The organism is Paraburkholderia terrae (assembly GCF_002902925.1).
In the GTDB taxonomy this organism is placed as follows: domain Bacteria; phylum Pseudomonadota; class Gammaproteobacteria; order Burkholderiales; family Burkholderiaceae; genus Paraburkholderia; species Paraburkholderia terrae.
Genome location: NZ_CP026112.1, coordinates 2,841,582 through 2,867,594 on the forward strand (window position 1 = coordinate 2,841,582; position 26,013 = coordinate 2,867,594).

Consider the following 26,013-nt stretch of genomic DNA (forward strand, 5'->3'; position numbering starts at 1 on the left):
TTGCTTTTCCGCCGCGCGTGGCGGACGAAGCATCGACGACTAGCGGCCCAGACCGCCCATCATCATGTACTTCAGTTCGACGTATTCATCCATGCCGTACTTCGAGCCTTCGCGGCCGAGGCCCGACTGCTTGACACCGCCGAACGGCGCGACTTCCGTCGAAATGATGCCTTCGTTGATGCCGACCATGCCGCTTTCCAGCGCTTCCGCGACGCGCCATGCACGCCCCAGATCACGCGTGTAGAAGTACGCGGACAGACCGAACGGCGTGTCGTTCGCGGCCTTGACCGCTTCGTCTTCCGTCTTGAAGCGGAAGCACGCGGCCACCGGGCCGAAGGTTTCTTCTTCGGCGATCAGCATCGGTTGCGTCGCGTCGACGAGCACCGTCGGCTCGTAGAACGTGCCGCCCAGCGCGTGACGCTTGCCGCCTGTCAGCGCCTTCGCGCCGTGCTGGAACGCATCGGCGACATGCGCCTCGACTTTCATCAACGCAGCCTCGTTGATCAGCGGACCTTGCTCGACCTCGCCCTTCAGCGCATCACCGACACGCATCTTCTTCACGGCTTCCGTCAGTGCCTGCGTGAACGCGTCGTAGATGCCGTCCTGAACGTAGAAGCGGTTGACGCACACACAGGTCTGCCCTGTGTTCCGGAACTTCGACGCCATCGCGCCCTGCACGGCAGCGTCGATGTCGGCATCGTCGAACACGATGAACGGCGCGTTGCCGCCCAGTTCCAGCGACAGCTTCTTCAGCGTATCCGCCGACTGCTTGGCGAGCAGCTTGCCGACGCGCGTCGAGCCGGTGAACGACAGCTTGCGCACGACGGGCGACTCCGTCAGCACGCCGCCGATCGCCACGGCATCGCCCGACACGATGTTGAACACGCCCGCCGGAATGCCCGCACGTTCGGCGAGCACGGCCAGCGCGAACGCTGACAGCGGCGTTTCTTCCGAAGGCTTCAGGACCATCGTGCAACCGGCTGCAATCGCGGGGCCGGCCTTGCGCGTGATCATCGCGAGCGGGAAGTTCCACGGCGTGATCGCCGCGACCACGCCAACCGGTTCACGCGTGACGATGATCTTCGAATCGGGCTTCGGGCTCGGAATCACGTCGCCGTAGCTGCGCTTCGCTTCTTCGGCGAACCATTCGAAGAAGCTCGCCGCGTAGCCGACTTCGCCCTTCGCTTCGGCGAGCGGCTTGCCTTGCTCGCGCGTCAGCAGTTCGGCGAGTGCGTCGCGATGCTCGAGCATCAGTTCGCCCCAACGCTTCACGCGTGCGCCGCGTTCCTTCGCGGTCAGCGCGCGCCAGGCGGGAAATGCGCGCTCGGCGGCGTCGATGGCTTGTGCCGTTTCCTGCGCGCCGCCCTTCGCGACATTGGCGATTACCTCGCCCGTCGCCGGATTGCGAACGGGGTACGTGTTCGCGCTTTCATACCACTCACCATTGATGTAGTGGCCTGTGCGGAGAAATTCACTCATGCTGCTTTGTCCAGATTGCTTGCCACGTCGGCGAACGCGCCTTGTGCGGCACGCGCTTCGCGCGCGATGCGTTTGCCCGCCGTGTAGTCGTTGATCAGATCGCACGGCGTGTAGTTGCGCTCCAGCTCGTGCAGTTCTTCCGCTTCGAGCTTCGTGCCCAGCGCGGCCAGCGCGCTGTCGAACTGCGCCGGCGTATCAGCGCCGACCAGCATGCTCGAGATGCCTTCGCGTTGCAGCACCCAAGCCTGCGCGATCTGCGCCGCGGAGACGCCGCGCTTCGCCGCCACGCGCGCCACCGATGCCGCGATCTCGCGGGACGCCGTGTCGCCATACATCTGCGCGGTGAAGAAGTCGGTCTGGTTGCGCGTCGATTGCGCGTCGCTCGTCAGAAGACCGCGTGCGAGCGGGCTGAACACCGACACGCCCACGCCCTGATCCTGGCAATACGGAATCATCTCGCGCTCTTCCTCGCGATACGCGAGGTTCAGTTGCAGCTGCATGTTGATCGGCTTGTGCCAGCCGTTGCGCTCGCACACCTGCATGATCTTCGCGAACTGCCACGTATACATCGTCGATACGCCGATGTAGCGCGCCTTGCCTGCGCGCACGATGTCGTTCAGCGCGCCCATCGTTTCTTCGACGGGCGTGTTCACGTCGAAGTAGTGCAGCATGTAGATATCGACGTAATCCATGCCCAGACGCGACAGCGAGCCGTCGATGCCGTCCATGATGTGCTTGCGCGAATGGCCGCCCGCGTTCTGGTACGTGCCCATGTCATAGCCGACCTTGGTCGTCACGACGATCTCTTCGCGGCGCGCGAGGCGCTTCAAGATGCGGCCGACCACTTCTTCGCCGACGCCCGTCGAGTAGAAGTCGGCGAGATCGATGAAGTTGACGCCGGCTTCGAGCGCGTGACGCACGATCGGCTCGCTTTGCGCTTCATCGAAAATCCACGGCTTCCATTGCGGCGTGCCCATGTTCATCGTGCCGAGGCACAGACGCGAAACCTTCAGGCCCGACTGGCCGAGGCGAATGTATTCCATTTGCGTGCTTCCTTGATTGCTGACAGGCGTCGGTTGGCTTAGCGCTGCTTCGGCGTATAGAACGGGTTCGATACTTCACGCGCGGCGGCGAACACTTCTTCCTTGTGCGGCAGGCCCTTCATCGCGGCGAGGATCGCGTTCTTGCATGCGCGGTAGTTGTTCTCGAACACGGCGTCGAGATCGTCGGTCTTCGGGTTGACCCAGTTCGCCGACACGACGACCCAGTCGTTCTCCGCTTCGGGCGGCAGCGTGCCGTTCTCCAGCGATTCAGCAACCGCCTTCGCGATGCCTGCCTGCGATGCACCCCACGTCGCGTTGCCGTGGAAGTCGCCTTCGATCTGCGCCTTGTTCACATACAGCGTCAACGGCTTGGTCGGCACGCCAGGACGCGCGATCACCACGAACGGCGCGTGGCCGGCAGAAGGTGTCGACAGCGCGGTGGCGAATGCCTGGCCAGCGGGGCCGTTGCGCGGACCGACCAGCACGTTGATGTGCGCGAGGTTCACGCCCGGGCCTTCGAATCCTTCGCCGATATACAGTTGCTTCTCAGTGGTGCTCATCTGTCCAGTTCCATCAGGTTGAGTGGGATGGGCTGATTGTGCTGGCCGAAAAGCAGGACGATGAAGCGATGTTTTTTGATCCGGGGTATGAGGCGCACTCAACTCCGGGTTTCCACTGAGTCGTGGCCGCTGACGCGAAAACGCTGAGGTGAGGGTTTTCGGGAGGAGGGAAAATCGGCCGCGAATCACGCTTTAAGCAATGGCGCAGCGTTCTTAAGATACGCGCCAGCAAGGCACACGAAAAGCGCGTCGGCGTTCCCCGCGGAATGCCGCAAACCCTTTATACATAAGGCTTTCACGGCGAACGCCGCAATCATAAGAACGCACTTGCCGCAACACCGTCAAGCGAATCGCAGGCAAGCGATAGCGAATCCGGCACCCCGCTTCGAACGGGCAGCGCCAGCTAAAGGTGAGAGTTTTCGGGACTCCCGCGACGGTGCGCCTAGCGGCTGCGCTTTCGCTCACTGTACGGTGTACCGGTCAAAGGCCGGCACCGCTGCGGGATGAGAAAAACAGGAAGGAAGCGCAAGCGCACTTATCGGCTAACGGCGACGCGCGCTTGCGCCAGTCTCATTCGTCGATCAGAAACTTGTCGCGATTCTTACCCGCGAGCCAACCCGGCGCACGGCCACGGCCGCTCCAGGTTTCGCCCGTCTTGGGGTTGCGGTATTTCGGAGGCAGCGCAGCTTTGCGCCCCGCCGCGCGCACCTTGCTCGAGAAGCCAAGCTCCTCAGCGGTGATGCCGTAATCGGCGATCTTCTGTTTGATGTCAGCGATCGCCTGAGTCACTTCCTGTTCACGTGCTTGTTCCATCTCCTTCTGAAGCTTTTCGAGTTGGGCGGTCAGCTGTCTGTATGTGGCCATCTGGCGAAGTCTCCTTGCAAAGCTGTACGGCAACTCAGACCGTACCAGACCTAAAAAGTGCCGGGTAGCAGTGTAGTGCTGTCAGAGATCCACGAGCACTGCGCACCGTCAACAAACGTGCGATCAGATTCACGACGGGATCGCGGAACCAGCGGGTGCCGAAGGCGCCTGGCCATCCGAACGATTCGATCGACAGGACGAAGCCGAAGGCTTGCCTCGACCATTGAACGTGTCCGATGGAAGGTATACGAAGCGGGTCGCACGCGCATCGATGCGACCGATCGCGCCGTTGGGCCATGCGAGCGTCACGACGCGAGCCACTGCGCCGCGTTCGACATCGCCTTGCATTGCATCCGTCGAGCGCACGAGACGCGCGGCCGGGAATCCTGCTCTGTCCATTAACGAGTCCCGTGGGCAAGGCTGGGCGCGCGCAAGGTAACGGCGCTCAGCGCTTGTAACGAACTTCGAGTGCGTGCAACGCGTCGATGAGCCGCTGGACGCGCTTGATCTGAGACGGCACCAGCGTGGCAACCAACACCGATTCGATACGGCTGCGCCAGTATGACAGCGGAATGCCGTCGGCAGCGGAGATGCGCGAGATGACGTGTTCCAGGTGCTCAATATCCTTTTCTATCTGCTCGTGATTCATTGCCTTCCCCGTCGTCCCTCGCAAGGCGCCATCGGTTAGCACGAAATGTGCCGCGGGAAATCGACTGCCGCTCTCTCAATGTCGTTGTATTGCCTGCACACGCTTCCCGGAATCGGATGGACAGCGCATGTCCCTTGCCGCGCGACCTCACCCGCTATCAGAAATCTATACGAGGATATCGATGTGTTCCGTTGGGCGGCGCACGGAATCGCCTTGCGCGATGCGCCAGCGCAACGCTCGCGGGCCGCGCGCGGCCATGATGACGAGTGGTTGTTCAGAGCGGTCGAGAAATCCGCCGATGCATGCTTCGATCTGCGCGAATGCTGCAACGAAGACGCAGCGGTTCAGGTCGATGCATGTGCATCAACCGCGACATGCAGGGCGCGATATATCGGTGTGACGTGCTTCAGGAAGTCAGCGGGCCGCAAGCGCGGCCCCGCATGGCGGCAGTGCTGCTTACTTTCCGCGGCAGGCGTAGAGCAGGCTGCGCACGCCGTTCTGGGTCGTCGTGCGTATCGTGTCGAACGCGCCGCCACACATCGCTTGCGCCTGCTGATCGCAGTTGTCGGAGCCTGCGGGGCATTGAACGAGCGTGGTGGGCTGGCCATCCGGCGCGAAGAGCGGCGGCGCGCTGCTGCACGCGGCGAGCGCGCCCGTCATCGCGACGACGACAGGAAGCGCCGCGCCGCGAACCCAATGCATGACGCGCGCCGTGGATGTTTGACTGCGTTTCATGGAAAACCCCGTTGGCCACTTGTTTTTCGACGAACGCGATTGTGCCATGGCCGAGTTGCGTTGCGTTTATCGTGTTATTGAGTCTGTGGCTTCGGTTCAGTTATCGGCTCTGCTATCGGCTGTCTGTCGGGTTCCGCAAGCGTCTTGTAGGGCATCGGTCCATGCGCGCTCGCAGCGATGCGCATGAACACCTGCTCGACGTCGGGGATCGCTTCGAGTTGCTGCTGCAACGCGTGTCTGTCGAACGATGCGGGCGCGCAGCCTTCCGCATAGACGAAGCGGCGCTGCACCGTGATCCACACGCTCGTGCCGTCGAATGCATGCGGGTTCGTAAAGCGCGCGTGGATCGCGCTGGCGATGTCCGCGTCGTACAGATAGGAATTCGGCTTCGTGCATTTGTGCGCGAGCCAGCAGGTCGTGCCTCGCTCCACGCGATAGTGCGCGTCGTCCTCCATCTGTGCGTGCGTCATCATCGGGCCGAGCGGCACGGGGCAGTCGGCGATCGCGTGCGAAAGCGTGAAGAACGGATCGTTGTACCAGTTGCGCCGTTCACCTGGCGCCGCCGATGACGCCTCCTGCGCATGCAACACATTGCAGGCGGCGCTCGTGATAACCAGCAAGATCCAAACGATCCAGCGTGTCATGGCCAGGTCTCCTTTGGGTTTGCGTTGCTGCCAGCATCACGATCGTACTGCGCGGCGGCGTTGCCCGGCGACGGTCACACTTCGATGCCGTACGCAGCGATCTTCTTGTACAGCGTCGCGCGTCCCATGCCGATGCGCGCGGCCGCTTCCGTGACGCGTCCTTCGCACGCGCGCAACGCTTCGTCGATAAAACGCTTTTCGAACGCGGCCATCGCGTCCGCCCACTGTTGCGGCTGCGCTTCGTCCGATAGCCTGGCCGCCGGTGTTTGCACGTGGGCGGGGGCATCGAACGCAACCTGTCCGCGCACGGGCCCGATGAACGGCGCAAGCGAGCGAGCGTCGATGCGCTCGCTGTCCGACAGCATCACCGCGCGCTCCAGCGTGTTGTGCAGCTCGCGCACATTGCCTGGCCAGCCGTACGAGCACAACAGCCGCAACGCGTCGTCCTGCAGTTCGAAGTGACCGCCGGGCACCTGCGTCGACAGATCTTCGAGGATCGTATAGGCGAGCGCCTCGATATCCGTTTGCCGCTCGCGCAACGGCGGCGCATGAATGGTGAGCACGTTGAGGCGATAGAACAGGTCCGGGCGGAAGCGCCCCGCGGCAACGAGCGCGGGCAGATCGGCCGATGTCGCCGCGATGATCCGCACGTCGGCGCGCACGATCCGGTTCGACCCGAGCGGCTCGAACTCGCGATCCTGCAGCACGCGCAACAGTTTGCCTTGCAGCGGCAAAGGCATGTCGCCGATCTCGTCGAGAAACAGCGTGCCGCCATCGGCGAGTTCGAACTTGCCGACGCGTCCCTTGCGGTCCGCGCCGGTGTACGCGCCCGCCGCCGCGCCGAAGAACTCGACTTCGAGCAGCGTATCGGGAATGGCCGCGACGTTGACGGTGACCAGCGGCCTCGTCGAGCGCGCGGACGCGCCGTGGATCGCGTGCGCAAGCAGTTCCTTGCCAGTGCCCGTTTCGCCGAGCAGCAGCACGGGTGAATCGACTTGCGACGCGCGCCGCGCCTGGCGCTTCACTTCGAGACTGGCCGCACTCGTGCCGACGAAGCTCGCGAACGTGTACTTCGCGCGGCGCGCCTGCGCGAGCGACTGGCGCGTCGCGATCAGTTCCTGTTGCACGCGCGAGTAGTGGGAGAAGAGCGGCGTGAGCGCCTTCATCTCGTCGAAGAGTGCAAAGCCGACGGCGCCGACCGTCTTGCCTGCGTCGTCCTTCAACGGCAGACGCGTGACGACGAGCGGCTCGCGGTCAGTTTCGAGAATGTCGAGCAGGATCGGCTTGCCCGTCATCACGACTTCGCGCATCAGGCTATTCGGGATCACGGCTTCGCAGTCGCGGCCGATCGCCTGTTGCGGATCGGCAAAACCAAAGCGTGCCGCGTAGCGTTTATTGATCCACACGACGCGCGCGTCGGCATCGACGATGAAGGTGCCTTCGCTGAAGTTCTCGAACGTGCGGAAGAGCGAGTCCATTGCGCGGCGCAGGACTTCGCTGTAGGTCGCGGGCAGGCCCGACCAGTCGTTCATCATGTTGTCGCTGTCTCCTGTCGATCATGGTTAGCGCTTTAGCGCTTACCGTGATCCCATGCAAAGCTGTCGATACTGGTTAGCGCTTTAGCGCTTACCAGGATCCCATGCAAAGCTGTCGATCATAGTTAGCGCTTTAGCGCTTACCGTGATCCCATGCAAGGCTGATAATTTTTGTATTGTCTCAATTTGTGGACCGATTATCTCACGTACGAGACCTGCAACAACCCCACTGATTAAGGTATGCTTCGCCGAATCGAACTCGACAGACTGCAATTTGTCTCCATTTGGAGACAAATTTGTACTATCGTTCGAATCGTCGCGCGGCTCTTTTCGCCGCCCGGGCCGCAGAAGCCCGGCTGACGGGCATGGCACGGAACCTGCAGTATCGGGCGCCTGCCGCCGCGCCCTGTCGCACGCGTCCACGTAGAACAACCAAGCATTGGAGACTCAATTGGCCTTTGTCATCGTCCTCGCCGCCCTGGCGTTCCTGATGTTCGCCGCCTATCGCGGCTACAGCGTCATTCTCGTCGCGCCGATCGCCGCGCTCGGCGCGGTGCTGCTAGTCGATCCCGCCGCCGTCGCGCCCGTGTTCTCGGGCATCTTCATGGAGAAGATGGTCGTCTTCGTGAAGCTGTACTTCCCTGTGTTCCTGCTCGGCGCCGTGTTCGGCAAAGTGATCGAACTGTCGGGTTTCGCCGCGTCGATCGTTCACTCGGCAATCCGTTATATCGGCCGCTCGCGGGCAAATGCGGTGATCGTCGCCGTGTGCGCGCTGCTGACATACGGCGGCGTCTCGCTGTTCGTCGTCGTGTTCGCGGTGTATCCGTTCGCCGCGGAACTGTATCGACAGAGCAATATTCCGAAGCGTCTGATGCCGGGCGCGATCGCGCTGGGTGCGTTCTCGTTCACGATGGATTCGCTGCCGGGCACGCCGCAGATCCAGAACATCATCCCGACCACGTTCTTCAAGACGACGGCATGGGCCGCGCCCGGCCTCGGTATCGCCGGTTCGCTGTTCATCATCGTCGTGGGCCTTTCGTTCCTCGAATGGCGCCGCCGCTCGGCGATGGCGAAGGGCGAAGGCTACGGCACGTCGCTGCTGAACGAGCCGGAGAAGATGGAAACCGACAAGCTGCCGAATCCGCTGCTGGCGATTGCGCCGCTGATTCTGGTCGGCGTCGCGAACTTCGTGCTCACGCGCATGATTCCCGAATGGTACGGCGCGACTTACACCGTTTCGCCCGACGTGCTGCCCGGTAACCACGGCGCGCCCGTAACGGCGACGATCAAGTCGCTGGTCGCGATCTGGTCGGTGGAAGGCGCGTTGCTGCTCGGCATTCTGCTCGTCGTCATCACGGCGTTTGGCAGCGTGAAGGAACGTTTCGCTTCGGGCACGAAAGCGGCTGTCGGCGGCGCATTGCTCGCGTCGCTCAACACCGCGTCGGAGTATGGCTTTGGCGGCGTGATCGCGGCACTGCCGGGCTTCATCGTGGTCAGCGACGCGCTCAAGAGCATTCCGAATCCGCTCGTGAATGCGGCCGTGTCGGTGAGCTCGCTGGCGGGTATCACGGGTTCCGCATCGGGCGGCATGAGCATCGCGCTCGCGGCGATGTCGGATCTGTTCATCAAGGGCGCCGACGCTGCGCATATTCCGATGGACGTGCTGCATCGCGTGGTCGCGATGGCGAGCGGCGGCATGGATACGCTGCCGCACAACGGCGCGGTGATTACGCTACTGGCCGTGACGGGCCTCACACACCGCGAGTCGTATCGCGACATCTTCGCCGTGACGATCATCAAGACGCTGGCTGTGTTCTTCGTGATCGGGCTTTACTATGCGACGGGGCTGGTTTAAGTAAGCCGCTGTACTAACGCAAAGGGGGCGCACTGCGCCCCCTTTTTTATTGCACTCTGCTCACGCGCAACCCATCAGTCCAACAGACGTGAGCGGCGTCACGCACGTTCAGCTGGACACGTACGCGACATAAGGCCCAGCGCCAGCCGACGACGCCGGCTGACCCGAAATGCCGTAGTACATGTGCCGGCCGTAAAAGAACGGCATGCCGATGTCGATCGAATTGAACAGCGCAACGCCCAGATTATTGAACGCGTAGTTGCCGGAATTGATCAGCGTCACGCCGTTGCTGACGTTGAACTTGACGGTTGCCGTAGCGGAATTGGCCGCCGTGAAGACGGCCGTCATTCCCGTCGGCGCCGCCGGTGTGTAGAAGCCGTTCGATGCCTTGCTCAGCACCGTGCTCTGGAAGTACAGACCGCTCGAGCCTGAATCGAAGAATGCCGTCTTGCTGTACGTGCGTCCTTCGAACACGGCATCCATATCTCCCGCGAGAGTAGTCGGCAAGATGGTCGCGCTGGTGCCGCTCAGCGCATTGTTCGATTGCGTGTCGATGCCGAAGACGAGCGTTCCCGTTGCCGTTGCCGCACCCGTATCGGGCACCTGCGCCATCTCGACGATCACGCCATTGTTGTCGGTCGTGAACTTCGTCACGGGGTTGGTCACCTGACTGGCAACGTTCACCTGCGCCGGGGCGCAGCTCGAGCCCGTACACACGTAGTAGGCACCCGAGACGAGGCTGTTCTGACACGTGGCGCCGCAATCGTTCGGCGAGGTGCCGATACCGAGAATGCCGTTCGCGCCGAGCGCCGTGGGCGTCGTCATGTTGGTGCCGGCGAGGCAACCGTTTACGCCCGTCGGAATGGTCGCGACCAGCGACGGATCGGCGATCACCTGGATTGGCACGTTCACCGCGACTTCGCTCGACAGGCTCACGTCTGCCGCACGCACCGTGCCCCACGTGTTGCCCGAACCGAACGATGCGCATTCCGCAACGGTTTGACCGCTTTGCGTCTGCTGCGTCAACAGGTTCAACGTCGATGTCGGAATGGCGGAAGCGAACAGACGCAGGCCGAACGACTCTGTATCGACGAGCACGTTGTCAATCGTCGAGCAGGTCACCCCGGTGCCGCCGCTATTCGGCTGGCAAACCTTCACGCTCACCATCGGGAAATTCCGAACGTTGCTGAACGACGAAACGACGATGGGCACCGTATTCGCCGAGCCCGACGACACGGGCGTCGCCGTCGGATCGGCGAACGCGGTACTCACTGCCGCCGCGGGCGTCGACGTGCCGGACGCGCTGCTGGTCGACGTGTTCGACGAACCGCCGCCTCCGCCGCATCCAGCCAGCGCCACACACATGCCGCTGACGGCAAGAATCCATTTCAATGCACGCATTTTCAGTCCCCTCGCCTTATTGGATATCGTCGCTGCTCACGCCAGCGGGAAGACCCGTCGGCAACCACGCACGTCCGACGTATGCGCCCATATGGCCGCCCGTCTGGACCACGACATCCGAACGCTGCACCGTCGCGGGACCGAATGCGCTGCCCTGCTGCGCATGCTGTTGATTGACGGTGTCGAGGTAGCCCGCAAAGTAGCTGCCCAGCAGCGAGCTGAGATCCGGCATGTGAGGGCCGTGCCAGGACACGGCGAAGACCACGCCCGATTGACCGACGTACTCACGTACCAGCGTGCCGTCGGTGAGCGTCGCTTCACTGACGGTGTAGGGCACGGCCGTTGCGCTCAGGCGCATGACAGCCTGAGTCGAGCTTGCAGTCGTTGTTGCGGTGTAGGTGGGAGACGAGCCAAGCGCCGCGTGAGCGGCAAGACAATTGGCGAATGCGGCTGCTGCCAACAGGCATTGCAAACGTAACTTCATTCAAGTCCTCGGTTTATTTTTTCTTCGATTGAAGCCAATCCCCGTTCGCTCACGACATGCGAGCGATTTGATATTTTGCTTCCATCACATCTTTAAAGGCACTACTACCACTTAGATCTTCACTCATGCTTTTTGCATTTATCCATGCATTGGCTAAAGCATGATGGAGATCAAATTCTGTTAACGGTATGAGGGCTTTAAACTGAAGGGAGACGCGGGAGAAAAGCCGAAGTTCTCTTGCAATATCCGCATTGCAAATCGAGAGTCAATTTCAAACAGACAGCAGAATGAAATGTATAGAAAGATTAAATTAATCTTTTCGACGCCGGGCTCTCGTCATGTAATGCGGCTTTAAAGATGCTTTATCCGTGCGACGAAATGGCTTGAGAAGCGCGCACAAACAACAACGGCGCGCTGCCCGAAAGCAAGCGCGCCGTTTTATTCGTTCTTGTTAGAGAGCCTGAACCGACGGACCATCGTGTGTCATCGATTCGACGACGATGTCTCCCCGATCATGTTCGACCTTCGCATTGCGATCCAGGTCGGCGCCAACCTCGCGCGTGCCTGAAGCCGATACAGATTCCGTCATGGTGTCCAGGGAAGGCGTGAGATAAATAACGACAGATCGCACAGAAGCTCCGATTGGCACCAAGCGATTATTTTAACGCATGCGGCCGGAGCCGCCCGCGTTTATGCGATCGGCAGACGAACAAAATCAGGACGACGCCATACGGCGCCGTCCTCGTGCATCGACGGAAAGCGCCGTCTCTAGTGGCGCATCGACTCCGGCAGCGACAGCAACAATGCCGTCACATCCATGTCCTCGTCGAGTTCAGGCCAGATCAGCTGCTGCTTGTCGATCGAAATAGCGAAGTGCTCGCGCTCCGCTTCGGTTGCCGCAGCGAGCGTGGGAAACCAGTTGAGTGGAAACTCGACGGCGCGGCCGTCGGACAGATCGAGAAACAGGTGTGCATTATCGAAATGCACATCGACGGCATCGGCACGCATGATTGCCTCCCGCAGGGGTCCACTCAAACGATAGTCGTGCCAGCCGCTCGCTTCAAGCGCATTGCACGGGGCACGAACAGAAAAAATCGCGGCGCAGAAACCGCTTACAGTTCGGGCCGCGCGAGATCATGTTCGACGATATGCTCGCCGTACACTTGCGCCGCAGCGAGCGCTTCTTCTTTCGTTGGATAAGGACCGAGATCGGGCGCGCCGTCGAACGGAAAGAGCAGGCGCCCGTCCGTCTTGCGCACCACGCGCAGCACGCCGAAAAAGCGCCGGTAGCCTGCGAGCTTGGAGCCCGCGCTGACTTCGAAATCGCCCTCGCTCTTGCCGGGCACACTGGGAATGAAACTGCTCATGATGACGTCTTGAATGCATGCACTGTCGTGCGAAAAGCGCTATTTTCGCACGCTCACTGTGAGCGGTTCATGTCAGGAACCCCATACGCATTCAAGCGCGTATTCAGCGGTGCGTCGACGCGTCGCCGGGCCGTTCGTTGATGTACGTCGCGACATCGCGCTGTTCCAGTGCGTCTCCCAGCTTCATGCGCAGGAAGCTGCTCGTCGTGTAGCGCGTCACGCTCGAATAGAACTGGTTGACGAGCTTCGTGATGGTTGTCGAATAGATGTCGATCAGCTCGGGATTGATCGAAAAATTGTCGTAATTGACGATTGCCTGCGGCTTGAACCGCACACCCGACAGGAGCGAAGCGACCTGTTGCCAGATCGCGTCGATCTGCTCCTGCGTCGTCACCTGCAAGCCCTCGAAGTTGACGAAGAACATGTTCTTCTCCGCGTCGTAATTGAAGCGCTCTTCGAGCGGCAGGCAAAGCAGCAGCGTGCGCAGTCCCATCGGCGCGTCGCGAAAGATGCGCTCGTCCATCAGGCGCGGCGGGCGCTCGATGATCGGCTTAAAACCCATCTGCGCGACGATATCGTTCTCCACGTCGACGCCGGGCGCCACTTCCGTCAGTTCGAGCCCGCGCGGCGTCAGCGTGAACACGCAGCGCTCGGTGATGTACAGCACGTGCTGCCCGCGCTTCGCCGCATATTCGCCGCTGAACGTGCGATGCTCGACTTCATCGACGAACTTCTGGCTCTTGCCTTCGCGCCGGATCTTCAAGCGCCCGTCTTCGATCGCGACGTCCAGATTGCCCGCGTTGAACGTGCCAACGAACACCACGCGCTTCGCGCTCTGGCTGATGTTGATGAAGCCACCCGCGCCTGCGAGCTTTGGCCCGAATTTGCTGACGTTGAGATTGCCCTGCCGATCCGCCTGCGCGAGGCCGAGAAACGCGAGGTCGAGACCGCCGCCATCGTAGAAGTCGAACTGATACGGCTGATCGATGATGGCCTGCGTATTCGTCGCCGCGCCGAAGTTCAGCCCGCCCGCCGGAATGCCGCCGATCACGCCCGGCTCCGTCGTCATCGTGAACAGATCGATCACGCCTTCTTCGTTCGCGACGCTCGCAATGCCTTCCGGCATGCCGATGCCCAGATTCACGACGCTATTGGCCATCAGTTCCATCGCCGCGCGGCGCGCGATCACCTTGCGCTCGGTCAACTCCATCGCCGCCACGGAACTCGCGGGCACGCGCAGTTCGCCGGCGAAGGCGGCCGAATACGGTTCGGCAAACGTCTGCCAATGATGCTCGGGCCGCGCAACCACGACGCAATCGACCATGATGCCGGGGATCTTCACCTCGCGCGGATTGAGCGTGTTCGTATCGGCGAGCCGCTCGACCTGCACGATCACGACGCCGCCCGAATTACGCGCGGCCATCGCGATGGCGAGCGCTTCGAGCGTGAGCGCCTCGCGTTCCATCGTGACATTGCCGTTCGCGTCGGCCGTGGTGCCGCGAATGATTGCGACGTCGATTGGAAAGGTCTTGTAGAGCAGATACTCGCTGCCGTCGATTTCCATCAGCCTGACGAGATCTTCCGCCGTGCGGCTGTTCAGCTTGCCACCGCCGTGGCGCGGATCGACGAAGGTGCCGAGGCCGATTGTCGACAGATGCCCCGGCTTGCCCGCGGCGATATCGCGGAACAGGTGCGAAATCACGCCTTGCGGCAGGTTGTACGCCTCGATGCGGCCGTCGATGGCGAGTTGCTGCAGCTTCGGCACCAGCCCCCAATGCCCGCCGATCACGCGCCGCACCAGCCCTTCATGCGCGAGATGATTCAGCCCTTTCGACTTGCCGTCGCCCTGGCCGGCGGCGTACACGAGCGTGAGGTCGAGATGCGCGCTCGACGCATCGGGCGTCCCCAATGCGCCCGGTCCGCCCGACGTCGCCGCGTTCGCATCGAAGAAACGCTCTTCGAGCGCGATTGCGACTTCCTCGGCGAAACCGACGCCGACGAAACCGCCCGTCGCGAGCGTGTCGCCCGCACGGATCAGTTCGACCGCGGCGCGCGCGCTGACGACCTTGTTGCGCCCAACCTTGCGCTCGGTCACGGGAAACGGGTACTGGAATACGGCGCGCATGGGGTCTCCTTTTTTGTTGACCAGAATCAGCGCTTCAGCGTCCCATGCAAGATGGTTGCTACCGGTTCGTACAACGCCGTAGCGGGTTGCGCCACTCAAGGTGCAACCGGCAGGCGCGCGGTTTTATTTGCGGTGCCTGACCATGCAATTTAGCAAGCCGCAGAGCGATCGTCAGCATTTATTGGCAACGGCGTTCAGGCGTCCGAATTCGCCGAACCGGCGTTCATTTAAAAGCGACTCACCTATTCTTTTCGCCACATTTTTTCGATGTTGCGAGAAAGCTTAGGTAAGCAGAGCTTTCTCCATTGAGCGTCATTTCTTTGTTAAAACGATGCATGGCGCATTAAGAAAAGATATTCGGCATGTGCGTCGTTGCGTGACCAACGACGAGGTAGTTCGAGCCCCTCAAAAAGAGGCACAATCGTATGGGCTAAACAAATGCACCGGCGCGCCGTAAACGTAGAGAGCAGCGCCGTCCGCAAGCGCAGCAACAATTACCGCCGAAGCGGCTGGCCACCATGAAAGGCAAAACACTTCCCCATCCGATCGACGCACGATGCGCGGCGCGCGTGAGTTCACTCACGTCCGTGGCACGCACTGCGTTTATTACGGCGCCGCTTTTGCGCCCGCTCCGCGCATTGCGCGCGCATTAAGGCGAGTCCGGACATGCCGACGAGCCTCACGTTGAAATGGCGCCGTGCGCTGCGCCGGCACGGCGAAGACAGATCGCGCCAGGACCAGCACTTCCTCGCGCTGCTGCTCGACGCATGGTCGAACCGCCGCCCGGTCGGCCCGTTCGGCTTCGCGGTCAGCGTTGCCACGGGAATCGGCGCGGGTGCGACGGGCATCGCGCTGCAAATGGCCCTGCGCGGGCCGGCGAGCGCGCCGTTCAGCGTGCAGGTTGCCGTCGGCGCGACGGCGGGCGCCATCGCGATGATCGTGACGCGCCAGCGCTTCGCCGCGCAAAAGGCGCGGCAGGCGGCAACCACGGCGCTCGCCAGTTCGTTTCTCGATGCGAGCCGCGATTGCGTCAAGCTGCTCGACCTGCAAGGGCACATGCTGCGCATCAACGACTACGGCGCGACGCTGATGGAAGCGGCGTCGCCCGTGCAACTGGCGGGCGCGGACTGGCTCGGCTTCTGGAAAGGCGACGACAATGACCTCGCTACGGCCGCTTTCAGGAGCGCGCTGAACGGCACGCCCGCCTCGTTTCGCGGCAGTTGCACGACGACCACAGGCCAGCCGAAGTGGTGGGATTCGCAACTCATTCCTGTGAAAGACCATGCCGGCAAGGTCGTCGCCGTGGTCTGCGCATCGCTCGACATCACGAGCCAGACCCAACTGCTCCAGCAACTGCGCGCGAAGAGCGAGCTGATGTCGGAGATGGAAGCGCACGTCAAACTCGTGTTCTTTTCGTACAGCGCGAATTTCGAATATTTTCATTACATCACGGCGGGTTCGTCGAACGTATTCGGCGTCGAGCCGGAAGAGTTCATGCGCAACCCGCACGTCTGGCGCGACATGGTCGTGCCGGAAGACCGCGCCGCGCTGCACGCGGAAATGGCGCGCATCATGGCCGAATCGTCGGAAGGCCGCGCGCAGTACCGGATCAGAAAAACCGACGGCTCGGTGCGCTGGCTGCGCAGCACCGGCTACCCGGTGCTCGACGACAAAGGCAATGTGCTGCGCATCGTCGGCATCACAGAAGACGTGACGGTCGAGCAGGAGCGCATCGCCGAACTGGACCGGCTCGCGTACACCGATTCACTCACGGGGCTCGCGAACCGCGCCGCGCTGCTGCGTGAAATCGAAAGCCGCTGCGCGGCGGGCAGGCCGTTCGGCCTGATGTTCGTCGATCTCGACCGCTTCAAGGTGCTCAACGACACGCTCGGCCATCTCGCCGCCGATCATCTGCTGCGTAACGTCGGCAGCATCATTCGCCGCTCGCTGCCGGGCGACGCGTATGTCGCGCGTCTGGGCGGCGACGAGTTCGCGGTGCTGATCGGCAGTGTGGTCGACAAGGCGGGGCTCGAAACGCAGGCGAAGGCGCTGCTCGGCGGGCTGTCGGAGAACCGGCTGCAGGACAGCGCGGGCGCGTTCATCACGGCGTCGATCGGTATTTCGATTTACCCGGAGCATGGCAGCGGCCACGACGCGCTGCTGTCGAGCGCCGACGTCGCGATGTACGCCGCGAAGAAAACCGGCCGCAACGGCTATCAGTTCGCGGGCGAGGAGGCGGCGCGGACCATCGGCGACTTCGAACTCGAGCGCGACGTGCCCGAGGCGCTGGCCACCAACCAGTTCTTCCTGCACTTCCAGACCATTCACGAGCCGCATTCGCTCGCGGTGCATAGCGCGGAAGCGCTGATCCGCTGGCAGCACCCCAGGCGGGGCAAGATTTCACCGGGCGATTTCATTCCGCTGCTCGAAGAAACCGGCTTTGTCGAGGACGTCGGCGTCTGGGTGCTCGACAACGCGCTGCGCCAGCTCGCCGCGTGGCGTCAGGCGGGCTCGATGAATCTGGGTGTCTCGGTGAACGTGTCGGCGCGGCAACTGGGCAGCGAGCAGATCGTGTACGAGGTGGACCGCGCGCTCAAGCAGTTCGGCATTCCGCCCGGCAAGCTCGAAATCGAGCTGACGGAAACCGCGTTGATGAAGAACCCGAAGCAGGCGCAAAAGTCGATCGTCGAACTGAAGCGGCTCGGCGTGCGCATCGCCATCGACGATTTCGGCACCGGCTACTCGAGCCTCATGTATCTCGCCGATTTCGAGCCGCACACGCTGAAGATCGACCGGCATTTCACGTCGAAGATCGAACACGATCCGACGACGCAAACCATCGTCGAGGGCGTCATCGACCTTGCGCACAAGCTGGGCATCGAGGTGATCGCGGAAGGTGTCGAGGAGGCGGCGCAGCTCGAGATTCTGCGCCAGGTGAACTGCGACTATGTGCAGGGCTATCTGCTCAGCATGCCGCAGGCGCCCGAAGGACTGATCACCCCGGCGTGAACTGGGCGTCTGTCAGAACCTGTGCCGCAGGCCCGCGCCGATCAGCACCTGATTGTGGCTCGATGAAGGATCGGTCGTATTGATGACGGCCGGCGCGCCCGACGACGAGCGCTGATAGATCGCCTCCAGATACGTGTCCGTGCGCTTCGAAAACTGATAGTCCGCCTGCACGCCGCCGTTGTGCCAGTGCGAAGTCGATCCCTTCGTGTACGTGTACGAGCCGGCAAGCGCAACGGTCGGCGTCAACTGGTAGACACCGTTGACCTCGTAGTTGGAAAAGCCGATGGACGGCGCCACGCCGCCCGTGTCGATCACGGTCACGCCAGTGAAGGTAGAGCGCGACCACGCCGCCGCCATCGTAAAGTCGCCGATCGCGTAGCTGATGCCGACGCCGTAGGTGTTCTGCGTCTGCACGGCGGCGTCGAATACGCCGGTGGCGTTGGGCAGCACGACGGGCTCATAAGCGCCCGTCGACGAATTGCCGCGCCCGTTCGCATGCAGATACGCGGCGCCCGCATTCAGCGCGCCCGCCTGGTAGTTCATGCCGAAGCTGTAAGCACGGTTGTTCGCAAACTGCCCGGCCGCGTTCGAAAACGCGTACATGCCGCCGAGCGACAAGCCGCCGAACGACGGGCTCGCATACTTGACCGAGTTCGCCGCGAGATAGGTGTTGTTCGCGTTGTCGTTGTCGAACGGATGGGCGAACGCGGTGCCGCCTGTGCCGCCCGTCAACGTGAACGGCGCGAAATAGTCGTGAACGAGGTCGTACTGATGGCCGAGCGTCAGCGTACCCGCCTGCTCGTTGCCGAGCCCGACGTAGTAGGGGTGGTCGTTGAACATCTCGCCCGAAGTCACCGAAAAACCGCGTTCGAGCCGGAAGATCGCGCGATAACCGCCGCCCAGATCTTCGATACCCTGCAAGCCCCAATAGCTGCCGTCGACGAGACCCGTCGTCGCCTTCCACTGAGAATGCCCGCCAGCGTTGCTGATATACGCGAGGCCCGTGTCGAGCTCGCCGTACATCGTGACACTGCTTTGCGCGTGTGCGCCCGTGCCGAGCGCGAGAAGCGCGGCGCTCACGGCGGCCGCGGCGGCTGTCTTGTTGATCTTGTTCGCGGACATGCTTGGCTTCCCTGAGTTGAGTCGATTCGGCTTGGAAGGCGACTTTTTATAGGAACAACAGCCACACGCACAAGGGGAGCGCGTCGAATTTTGCGCAACGTGCCCCGTAATCTAGATTACGAAATGCAAGTAAGTCCCATTATCGGATTCGCGAGAAACGGAAGTAAAGCGAAAACAATGTGCCGCGCCGCAGTCTGCGCGGGGAATCGCACCAAGGCCCACCAGGACGGACCCGTCTCGAAAGCGTACGCCCAATATCCGGCGCCCAGCGTTGTTTTCATGCGACGCCAGGCGCTCGTAATCGACGCAACTGCGTCGGTTATGAGGGCAGCAGCACCGAACTCTGTGTTATCGGCGCGAGCGCGATTTACCTGAGTCAAATACCAGGAAAACCCTAAAGCATCAGGGGTCAATGCCGTTAAGCCTTACAGAACCATTCGGATGCGGAGGCATCCGGCAGTCCAAGGAACGTCATGCGCAACAATCAGCCTGTCACCCAGAACGAGTACGACTACCCGTCTTCGCAGATGCTCGTTTCCGCAACCGACCTCAAGGGCAAGATCCAGTACTGCAACCCTGCCTTTATCGCTGTGTCCGGCTACAGCCGCGACGAACTGATCGGCCAGCCGCACAACCTGATTCGCCATCCCGACATGCCGGCCGAAGCCTTCGCCGACATGTGGACGACGATCCGCGCCGGCCGCCCGTGGTCGGCATTCGTCAAGAACCGCCGCAAGAACGGCGACCACTATTGGGTGCGCGCGAGCGTCACGCCCGTCGTCGAGAACGGCACGCCCGTCGGCTACCTGAGCGTGCGCGTGAAGCCGGATCGCAATGAGGTGCGCGCGGCGGAAGCGCTCTACGCGAAGATGCGCGCCGGCGCGGCGCGCGGCGTGCGGCTGCATCAGGGCGTGGTCGTGCGCACGGGGTTGGTCGGCAAGCTGCACGCGTTGATGCGTCTGCCCGTCGCGATGCGCGCCACGATCGGCTACATGGTCGCGCCCGTCGCGCTGCTCGCAGCCGGCCTCGCGGCGTGGGGCGGCACGCCGCCGCTGCCGTTCTGGATCGCGTTCGGCGTGACGGCCGCGGTCAGCGCCGCCGCCGCGCAGTTACTGTCGCGCCACCTCGGTCAACCGGTCGATGCGATGGCGTCGTTCGCCACGCGCATGGCGGCAGGCGACCTGACCGCCGATCTGGCCATCGCGCGTCACGACGATCTCGGCGACGTGCTGCAGGCGCTCAACCAGCTGAAGGCGAATCTCGCCGCCATCGTGTCTGACGTGCGCGCGCAGATCGGCGGAATGCTCGACGCCGCGCACGAGATTTCGACAGGCAATCTGGATCTGGCGCGCCGTACGGAAATGCAGGCGGCATCGCTGGAAGAGACGGCGGCGACCATGGAGCAACTGACGACCACCGTGCAAGCCAACGCCGACGCCACCGTGCGCGCACTCGATCTCGTCAAGGACGCGCAATCGGCGGCAGCGACGGGCGGCAAGGTCGCGCTGCAGGTCGAGCAGACGATGGCGGGCATCACCGAGGCATCGAAGCGCATCGCCGACATCACGGGCGTGATCGACGGCATTGCGTTCCAGACCAACATCCTCGCGCTCAATGCCGCCGTCGAAGCGGCGCGTGCGGGTGAGGCGGGCCGCTCGTTCGCCGTGGTCGCGAGCGAAGTGCGCATGCTGGCGCAGCGCTGCGCGGCGTCCGCAAAGGAAATCAAGCAGGTGGTCGATACGACGGTACACGAGGTGGCGCAAGGCACCGAACTCGTCGCGCGAACGACGGCGCAGATGGCCGTGATCGATCAGGCCGTGGCACGCGTGTCGTCGCTGATCGTCGAAGTGGCGAACGCGAGCAGCGAACAGGCGGACGGCATCGGCCAGGTCAATCAGGCCGTGTCGCATCTGGACAGCGCGACGCAGCAGAACGCCGCGATGGTCGAGCAGGCTGCAGCGACCGCGCAACGTCTCGCGGAACAGGCCGACGTGCTTGACGAAGCGGTGCGCCTGTTCACTGTCGCGGGCGCGCAGGACGCGGGCGGCGCGGCCAGCAAAGCCGCGCGCCCGGCGGCCAGGGCGTTGCGCAACCCCGCCGCGCCGGTTCACGTCGCTCGCGCTGCCGTCGACGAAGACGCTTTGGTCTGATGGATCATCGTTACTACCATCTCGACAGCGCGCATTTGTCCGATAAAGATACGTTCGTCAGCGCCCAGGATTGTGTACGGGCCGGCTGACCCGAGTAACAACGGCGTTTACGCGGCCCGCCCTCTTTTGGACGGGCTATTTTTTTGAGTGCGTTCAACCGAACGCGAGCAATTCCAGCTGTTGCGGCGCTTTCGACATCGGCCGCTCCAGCGTCAGCAGCGCTTCCTTCCGATGCAGCCCGCCCGCGTAGCCGGTCAGATCGCCCGCGCTCGAAATCACGCGATGACACGGCACGATGATCGACACGGGATTGCGCCCGTTAGCCGCGCCGACCGCGCGCGATGCGGAAAGCGGCAAGCCGAGCCGCCGCGCGATGCTGCCGTAGCTCGCCGTCTCGCCGTACGGAATCTGCACGAGCTGGTCCCACACGTCGCGCTGGAACGCGCTGCCCAGCATCCTTAAAGGCACAGTGAACTCATGGCGCTCGCCCGCGAAATATTCGTCGAGCTGCTCGCGCGCCTGATGCAGCACGCGTGACGCGTTCGCAGCGGCAAGCGCGCCGTCGGCAGCCGGGTAATACTTCTGTCCGACGAAGTACACGCCCGTCAGCGCGTCGTCTTCGGCGCGCAGCAGAATATCGCCCAGCGGGCTTGGCATCGACATGCATTGCTTCATGACATCCTCCTGCATGGTCGAAGGCCGGGTGGCAAAGTCACGCGCGGCCTTCTGAATGCGTCCACTGTATCGCACCGGCAAACGGCGCTGCCTCCCGGATCTTGCTGATCGAAACCCATCACACGCACGCGTCACCGCAATGACAACGGGCAAACGTATGTCGCGACCATGCACGGAGCCCGTGCATATGCGTCCCGAAACGCCGGCCTGCTGCCACGCAAAAAAATCGCGGCACCCCGCCAGGAGCCGCGCCGGCCTTATATTTGCATGCACCGCAGCGTCCCTTCGCTGCATCGCGCACGCCTCGCCCGCATAATCCGGAGAGTGTGAGCGCCACGCGACAGACGGCGCGCGGGCACTGCCCTTACAATGCCTGTTCGGCAACGTTGTTCAATCACGCAAGAGGGAATTTTCGATGCGCACCACCGGGTCTTCCGGGGCAATGGCCCTGCTCACCGAGCACGACGACGCAACGGGTCGCGAACTGCGCACACTGCGCCTCGAATCGACAGAAGACGGGAAAGGCATACTTCTGATCGAAGTCGATGAACGCAAGCCGGGCATTCACCGTGAAGTGCGTTATGAAATCACGCCTGCGGAACTGATCGCAGCCATCCGCGCGCATGGCGCCGAACTGCCAGGCGAGCAGCATAACCACCGTCAATAATTCACTGCAGTCATCAATGGCCATACGAAGAGTGCGCGGCGCAGGTTGAATCAGGCGCCGCGCCTCTTGTTTTTTGCGCAGTCACCATCATCTTTGACGCCTCGACGAACGTCGCATGGCGTTCACCGAGCGTACCAAAGCCTTTCCGCCGAAGACCGAGGCGACAGGCGCTTTTCCCGCATGTCGGCAATACCCGGACGCAAAACGCACCTCTCTTGCACGCGTTGAAAATCCGTCCATAATCTTTTAGTTACTTCCAGTCGTCTTCGAGGCCGAAACGGTCACGAAAGTAAGCCGATGCTACATGATCTCGTTGAGCAGTACGGGCCTGCTATCGTATTCGTCAATGTGCTCGCCGCATCCATCGGGCTGCCCGTGCCCGCGATGCCTTCCCTCGTGCTGTTCGGCGCGATGGCGGCGATGCATCCCGGTTCGGTCGGCGCGCAAGTGCTGCCCGTGCTGGTGCTCGCGGTGTTCGCCACGCTGATCGGCGACAGCGCGTGGTTCGCGGCGGGCCGCATCTACGGCGGCAACACGCTGAAAACGCTCTGCAAGCTGTCGCTGTCGCGCGATACCTGCGTGAAGAAGACCGAGCGCTTCTTCGGCCGCTGGGGCGTGCGCGTGCTGGCCGTCGCGAAGTTCGTGCCGGGCCTGTCGATCGTCTCCATTCCGATGGCGGGCGCGATGGGCACGCCGTACCGCATGTTCCTCGCGTACGACAGCATCGGCGCGACGCTCTGGTCGGGCCTCGGCCTCGGGCTCGGCGTCGTGTTCGCGCAGCAGATCGACATGCTGTTCGCCGGCGCGAGCCGTCTGGGCAAGATGACGGCCGTGGTCGTCGTGGTGCTGCTGGCCATCTACTGCGCGTACCGCTGGTATCGGCGCCGTCAGTTGATCAAGAAGCTCGCCACGGCACGCATGGACGTCGACGAACTGTACGACCTGATGCTCGACAAGCGCACGCCCGTGCTGTTCGACATCCGTTCGGAGGAAAAGCGCGCGCTCGATCCGTTCGTGATTCCCGGTTCGGTATTCGCGGATGAGCGCCAGCTCCAGGAAATCGTCGAGAAGTATCCGCACGACCAGAAGCTCGTGATCTATTGCTCGTGTCCGAACGAAGTGTCGGCGGCGTGGATGGCGAAGCAATTGGCGGACGCCGGCTTCAAGGACGTGATTCCGTTGCGCGGCGGCCTCGATGCGTGGCGCGACGCGGGCCGCCAGCTCGAACCGCTCGCCGAAGAGGCCGAGCCGACGCTGGATATCGGCATCACGCCGAAGACAGTCTGAACCGACATTGGCTGCATGCCGCCTCCGGCGCGCGGCAAAGCAAGGAGCAAAATCGATGGGTGTAACGCGAGAGGGTGAAGACGCTCAACGCGCCGCCGTCAACGAGGCGCCATTCTCGACGCTTTCGACACGGCGTCACCAGATGTTTCCCATACTCACGCCCGAAGAAATCAAGCGGCTGTGCAAATTCGGCGAACGGCAGGATTTCGAAGCGGGCGAGTTGCTGTGTCGCACGGGTAGCACCGGCCCTGGCATGTTCGTGTTACTGAAGGGCTCGGTCAAAGTCTTTCAGCGCGACGGGCTCGGGCGCGAGATGCTCGTCAACGAACACCATCAAGGCTCATTCCTCGCCGAAGTCGGCCAGCTGTCGGGCAAGCCGGCGCTCGTCGACGGCCTGGCGCTGGAACACGTCGAAGCGCTGCTGATCTCGCCGGAGCGGCTGCGCGCGCTGATCGTCGCGGAAGCCGAACTCGGCGAGCGCATCATGCGCGCGCTGATTCTGCGCCGCGTCGGGCTGATCGAACGCGGCGCGGGCGGGCCGATCATCGTCGGTCAGAGCAACGACCGGCGGCTGGTGTCGCTGCAAGGTTTCCTGTCGCGCAATGGTCATCCGCATACCGTGCTCGACGAACGCGATGAAGACGGGCTGCGCGTCATCGAACAGTTCGCGGCCGGTCCCGAGGACATGCCGCTCGTGATCTGCCCGGACGGCTCGGTGCTGCGCCATCCGAGCGACCCTGAACTGGCAACATGCCTCGGCCTGATCCCCGATCTCGACTCGGAGCACGTGTACGACGTGGCGATCGTCGGCGCGGGTCCCGCGGGGCTCGCGACGGCCGTGTACGCGGCCTCGGAAGGTTTGTCGGTGATCGTGCTCGACAGCCGTGCGCCGGGCGGCCAGGCGGGCGCCAGTTCGCGCATCGAAAACTATCTCGGCTTTCCGACGGGCATTTCGGGCCAGGCGCTCGCCGGCCGCGCGTTCGTGCAGGCGCAGAAGTTCGGCGCGCACGTCGCGATTCCCGTCAAGGTCAAGCATCTGCACTGCGAGGAACGTCCGTACCGGCTCGAACTGCAGTGTCAGGGCAGCATCCGCGCGCAGACGATCGTGATCGCAAGCGGCGCGGTGTATCGTCGGCCCGAGATCGACGGGCTCGACCGCTTCGACGGCCGTGGCATCTACTACTGGGCGTCGCCTGTCGAGGCAAAGCTGTGCAAGCGCGAGGAAATCGTGCTCGTCGGCGGCGGCAATTCGGCGGGCCAGGGCATCGTCTATCTGGCTTCGCATGCGAAGCACATTCACGTGCTGATCCGCCGCAGCGGCTTCGAGGCGACGATGTCGCGCTATCTGATCGACCGGATCGCGTCGCTGCCGAACGTCACCGTGTATCCGGGTACGGAGATCGGCTGGCTCGAAGGCAGCGAAGGCGGGCTCGAGCAGATCGGCTTGAAGAACCCATGCGCGGACGGGCGCGACTGCTTCGATTCGCGGCATCTTTTCCTGTTCACGGGCGCCGATCCGAATACGGACTGGCTGCGCAGCTGCGGCGTCGAACTGGACAAGAAGGGCTTCGTGATTACGGGCGCGAACTCGGCGTGCGATCTGAATACGTCTGTCGAAGGGGTGTATGCGATCGGCGACGCGCGCGCAGGATCGACGAAGCGCGTGGCGGCTGCCGTCGGCGAAGGCGCACAGGTTGTCGCGCAGATCCACACGATGCTCGCCCAGCTCGCGGGCGAAACGACCGTCGCGCTCGGCGCCTGATCCTTCCGTTTTGCACCGGCCTGCGCGCTTCGCCGCGCGGGCCGGTCGCTTCTTCTTTTCTTCGCTCGTCAGCCTGCTTACTGGTTGTTACATAAGCCACCGTCTGCTTGCACCTGTGATGCTTTCTACTTCGTAAGATCAAGTCAGGCTTCAGTTAGCAATCGGCTTGGGACGGATGGAGAACAGCATGATCAAACGTGCGATGGTATTGGTGGCAATCGGACTTGCCGCTGCATGCGTATCGACGGCTGCGTCGGCGCATGTCGGCGTCGGCGTGTATCTGGGCGGGCCTGTCTATGCGGCGCCGCCTGTCGTGTATGCGCCGCCTGTCGTGTACGCGCCGCCCCCCGTGGTCTACGCACCGCCGCCGCCCGTCTACTACGGTGGATATGGTGGCTACGGGCCCCGCTATTGGGGTGGCGGTCCGCGCTGGCACGATCACGGCCGCCATCGCGGCTGGGAAGGACGTCATCACCACGGGCGCTGGTAACGGGCGACGCACCGCGACGGCAAATGCCATCTGACGGTGCGTTTCCACCGATCACGCTACAGTAGCGACAAGTCCGGCATGGCAAGACACCATGCCGCCCCTGGAACAGC

The 26,013-nt window shown here is 62.9% G+C and carries 24 protein-coding genes; 7 read left to right on the plus strand and 17 right to left on the minus strand.

Going from position 1 to position 26,013, the window contains the following annotated elements; genetic code table 11:
- Nucleotides 1-39: 39 nt before the first annotated feature.
- The 9 genes from C2L65_RS29015 to C2L65_RS29055 form a co-directional block, all read right to left on the minus strand.
- Nucleotides 40-1,479 (minus strand): NAD-dependent succinate-semialdehyde dehydrogenase, encoded by a 1,440-nt coding sequence (locus C2L65_RS29015; RefSeq protein ID WP_042314678.1) that lies wholly within the window; start codon nt 1,477-1,479, stop codon nt 40-42.
- Nucleotides 1,476-2,522, minus strand: coding sequence for an aldo/keto reductase (locus C2L65_RS29020; protein ID WP_042314677.1), 1,047 nt, complete (start codon nt 2,520-2,522; stop codon nt 1,476-1,478). Before C2L65_RS29020 ends, C2L65_RS29015 begins: the two co-directional genes overlap by 4 nt.
- A gap of 38 nt (nt 2,523-2,560) precedes the next feature.
- Nucleotides 2,561-3,082: a formaldehyde-activating enzyme gene (gene fae / locus C2L65_RS29025; RefSeq protein ID WP_007747950.1), complete on the minus strand. Its 522-nt coding sequence runs from the start codon at nt 3,080-3,082 to the stop codon at nt 2,561-2,563.
- A gap of 570 nt (nt 3,083-3,652) precedes the next feature.
- Nucleotides 3,653-3,946 (minus strand): H-NS histone family protein, encoded by a 294-nt coding sequence (locus C2L65_RS29030; protein ID WP_042314676.1) that lies wholly within the window; start codon nt 3,944-3,946, stop codon nt 3,653-3,655.
- 129 nt (nt 3,947-4,075) lie between these two features.
- Nucleotides 4,076-4,345, minus strand: coding sequence for a hypothetical protein (locus C2L65_RS29035; RefSeq protein WP_042314675.1), 270 nt, complete (start codon nt 4,343-4,345; stop codon nt 4,076-4,078).
- Between the two features lie 46 nt (nt 4,346-4,391).
- A complete protein-coding gene (locus tag C2L65_RS29040) occupies nt 4,392-4,595 on the minus strand; it encodes a hypothetical protein (RefSeq protein ID WP_007587705.1) in 204 nt (67 codons plus the stop codon).
- A 456-nt stretch (nt 4,596-5,051) separates the two neighbouring features.
- Complete coding sequence (locus tag C2L65_RS29045; protein WP_052427008.1) at nt 5,052-5,330, minus strand: hypothetical protein; 279 nt, start codon at nt 5,328-5,330, stop codon at nt 5,052-5,054.
- 74 nt (nt 5,331-5,404) lie between these two features.
- Nucleotides 5,405-5,974 (minus strand): BON domain-containing protein, encoded by a 570-nt coding sequence (locus C2L65_RS29050; RefSeq protein ID WP_042314674.1) that lies wholly within the window; start codon nt 5,972-5,974, stop codon nt 5,405-5,407.
- A gap of 74 nt (nt 5,975-6,048) precedes the next feature.
- Complete coding sequence (locus C2L65_RS29055; protein WP_042314673.1) at nt 6,049-7,509, minus strand: sigma-54 interaction domain-containing protein; 1,461 nt, start codon at nt 7,507-7,509, stop codon at nt 6,049-6,051.
- A 451-nt stretch (nt 7,510-7,960) separates the two neighbouring features.
- Between C2L65_RS29055 and C2L65_RS29060 the strand changes: the two genes are divergently transcribed.
- Nucleotides 7,961-9,364 (plus strand): GntP family permease, encoded by a 1,404-nt coding sequence (locus C2L65_RS29060; protein WP_042314672.1) that lies wholly within the window; start codon nt 7,961-7,963, stop codon nt 9,362-9,364.
- 108 nt (nt 9,365-9,472) lie between these two features.
- On the opposite strand, the gene C2L65_RS29065 is transcribed toward C2L65_RS29060, so the two are convergent.
- The 6 genes from C2L65_RS29065 to C2L65_RS29085 all read right to left on the minus strand — a co-directional run bounded on the left by C2L65_RS29065 (nt 9,473) and on the right by C2L65_RS29085 (nt 14,741).
- A complete protein-coding gene (locus tag C2L65_RS29065; RefSeq protein WP_042314671.1) occupies nt 9,473-10,765 on the minus strand; it encodes a DUF3443 domain-containing protein in 1,293 nt (430 codons plus the stop codon).
- Between the two features lie 16 nt (nt 10,766-10,781).
- Nucleotides 10,782-11,249 carry a DUF2844 domain-containing protein gene (locus tag C2L65_RS29070; RefSeq protein ID WP_042314670.1) on the minus strand — a complete coding sequence of 156 codons (468 nt, stop codon included), beginning with the start codon at nt 11,247-11,249 and terminating at the stop codon, nt 10,782-10,784.
- A 451-nt stretch (nt 11,250-11,700) separates the two neighbouring features.
- Complete coding sequence (locus C2L65_RS45695; protein ID WP_156132394.1) at nt 11,701-11,838, minus strand: hypothetical protein; 138 nt, start codon at nt 11,836-11,838, stop codon at nt 11,701-11,703.
- Between the two features lie 179 nt (nt 11,839-12,017).
- A complete protein-coding gene (locus tag C2L65_RS29075; RefSeq protein WP_042314669.1) occupies nt 12,018-12,257 on the minus strand; it encodes a DUF2442 domain-containing protein in 240 nt (79 codons plus the stop codon).
- 104 nt (nt 12,258-12,361) lie between these two features.
- Entirely contained in the window at nt 12,362-12,616 is a 255-nt protein-coding gene (locus C2L65_RS29080; protein ID WP_042314668.1) for a DUF6723 family protein, read from the minus strand.
- 103 nt (nt 12,617-12,719) lie between these two features.
- Complete coding sequence (locus tag C2L65_RS29085) at nt 12,720-14,741, minus strand: acyl CoA:acetate/3-ketoacid CoA transferase (protein WP_042314667.1); 2,022 nt, start codon at nt 14,739-14,741, stop codon at nt 12,720-12,722.
- A gap of 666 nt (nt 14,742-15,407) precedes the next feature.
- Here C2L65_RS29085 and C2L65_RS29090 point away from each other — a divergent pair.
- Nucleotides 15,408-17,750 (plus strand): putative bifunctional diguanylate cyclase/phosphodiesterase, encoded by a 2,343-nt coding sequence (locus C2L65_RS29090; RefSeq protein ID WP_042314666.1) that lies wholly within the window; start codon nt 15,408-15,410, stop codon nt 17,748-17,750.
- Between the two features lie 12 nt (nt 17,751-17,762).
- On the opposite strand, the gene C2L65_RS29095 is transcribed toward C2L65_RS29090, so the two are convergent.
- A complete protein-coding gene (locus C2L65_RS29095) occupies nt 17,763-18,872 on the minus strand; it encodes a porin (RefSeq protein ID WP_042314665.1) in 1,110 nt (369 codons plus the stop codon).
- A gap of 473 nt (nt 18,873-19,345) precedes the next feature.
- Here C2L65_RS29095 and C2L65_RS29100 point away from each other — a divergent pair, with 473 nt between their 5' ends.
- Entirely contained in the window at nt 19,346-21,022 is a 1,677-nt protein-coding gene (locus C2L65_RS29100; RefSeq protein ID WP_042314664.1) for a methyl-accepting chemotaxis protein, read from the plus strand.
- A gap of 153 nt (nt 21,023-21,175) precedes the next feature.
- On the opposite strand, the gene C2L65_RS29105 is transcribed toward C2L65_RS29100, so the two are convergent.
- Nucleotides 21,176-21,697, minus strand: coding sequence for a methylated-DNA--[protein]-cysteine S-methyltransferase (locus tag C2L65_RS29105; RefSeq protein WP_042314688.1), 522 nt, complete (start codon nt 21,695-21,697; stop codon nt 21,176-21,178).
- Nucleotides 21,698-22,112: 415 nt separating this feature from the next.
- Between C2L65_RS29105 and C2L65_RS29110 the strand changes: the two genes are divergently transcribed.
- The 4 genes from C2L65_RS29110 to C2L65_RS29125 all read left to right on the plus strand — a co-directional run bounded on the left by C2L65_RS29110 (nt 22,113) and on the right by C2L65_RS29125 (nt 25,903).
- Complete coding sequence (locus C2L65_RS29110) at nt 22,113-22,364, plus strand: hypothetical protein (RefSeq protein WP_007587731.1); 252 nt, start codon at nt 22,113-22,115, stop codon at nt 22,362-22,364.
- A 297-nt stretch (nt 22,365-22,661) separates the two neighbouring features.
- Nucleotides 22,662-23,651, plus strand: a complete 990-nt coding sequence (locus C2L65_RS29115; RefSeq protein ID WP_042314663.1) for a DedA family protein/thiosulfate sulfurtransferase GlpE — start codon at nt 22,662-22,664, stop codon at nt 23,649-23,651.
- A gap of 55 nt (nt 23,652-23,706) precedes the next feature.
- Nucleotides 23,707-25,413, plus strand: coding sequence for an FAD-dependent oxidoreductase (locus C2L65_RS29120; protein ID WP_042314662.1), 1,707 nt, complete (start codon nt 23,707-23,709; stop codon nt 25,411-25,413).
- Nucleotides 25,414-25,600: 187 nt separating this feature from the next.
- A complete protein-coding gene (locus C2L65_RS29125) occupies nt 25,601-25,903 on the plus strand; it encodes a hypothetical protein (RefSeq protein WP_007587740.1) in 303 nt (100 codons plus the stop codon).
- The last annotated feature ends 110 nt before the right edge of the window (nt 25,904-26,013 follow it).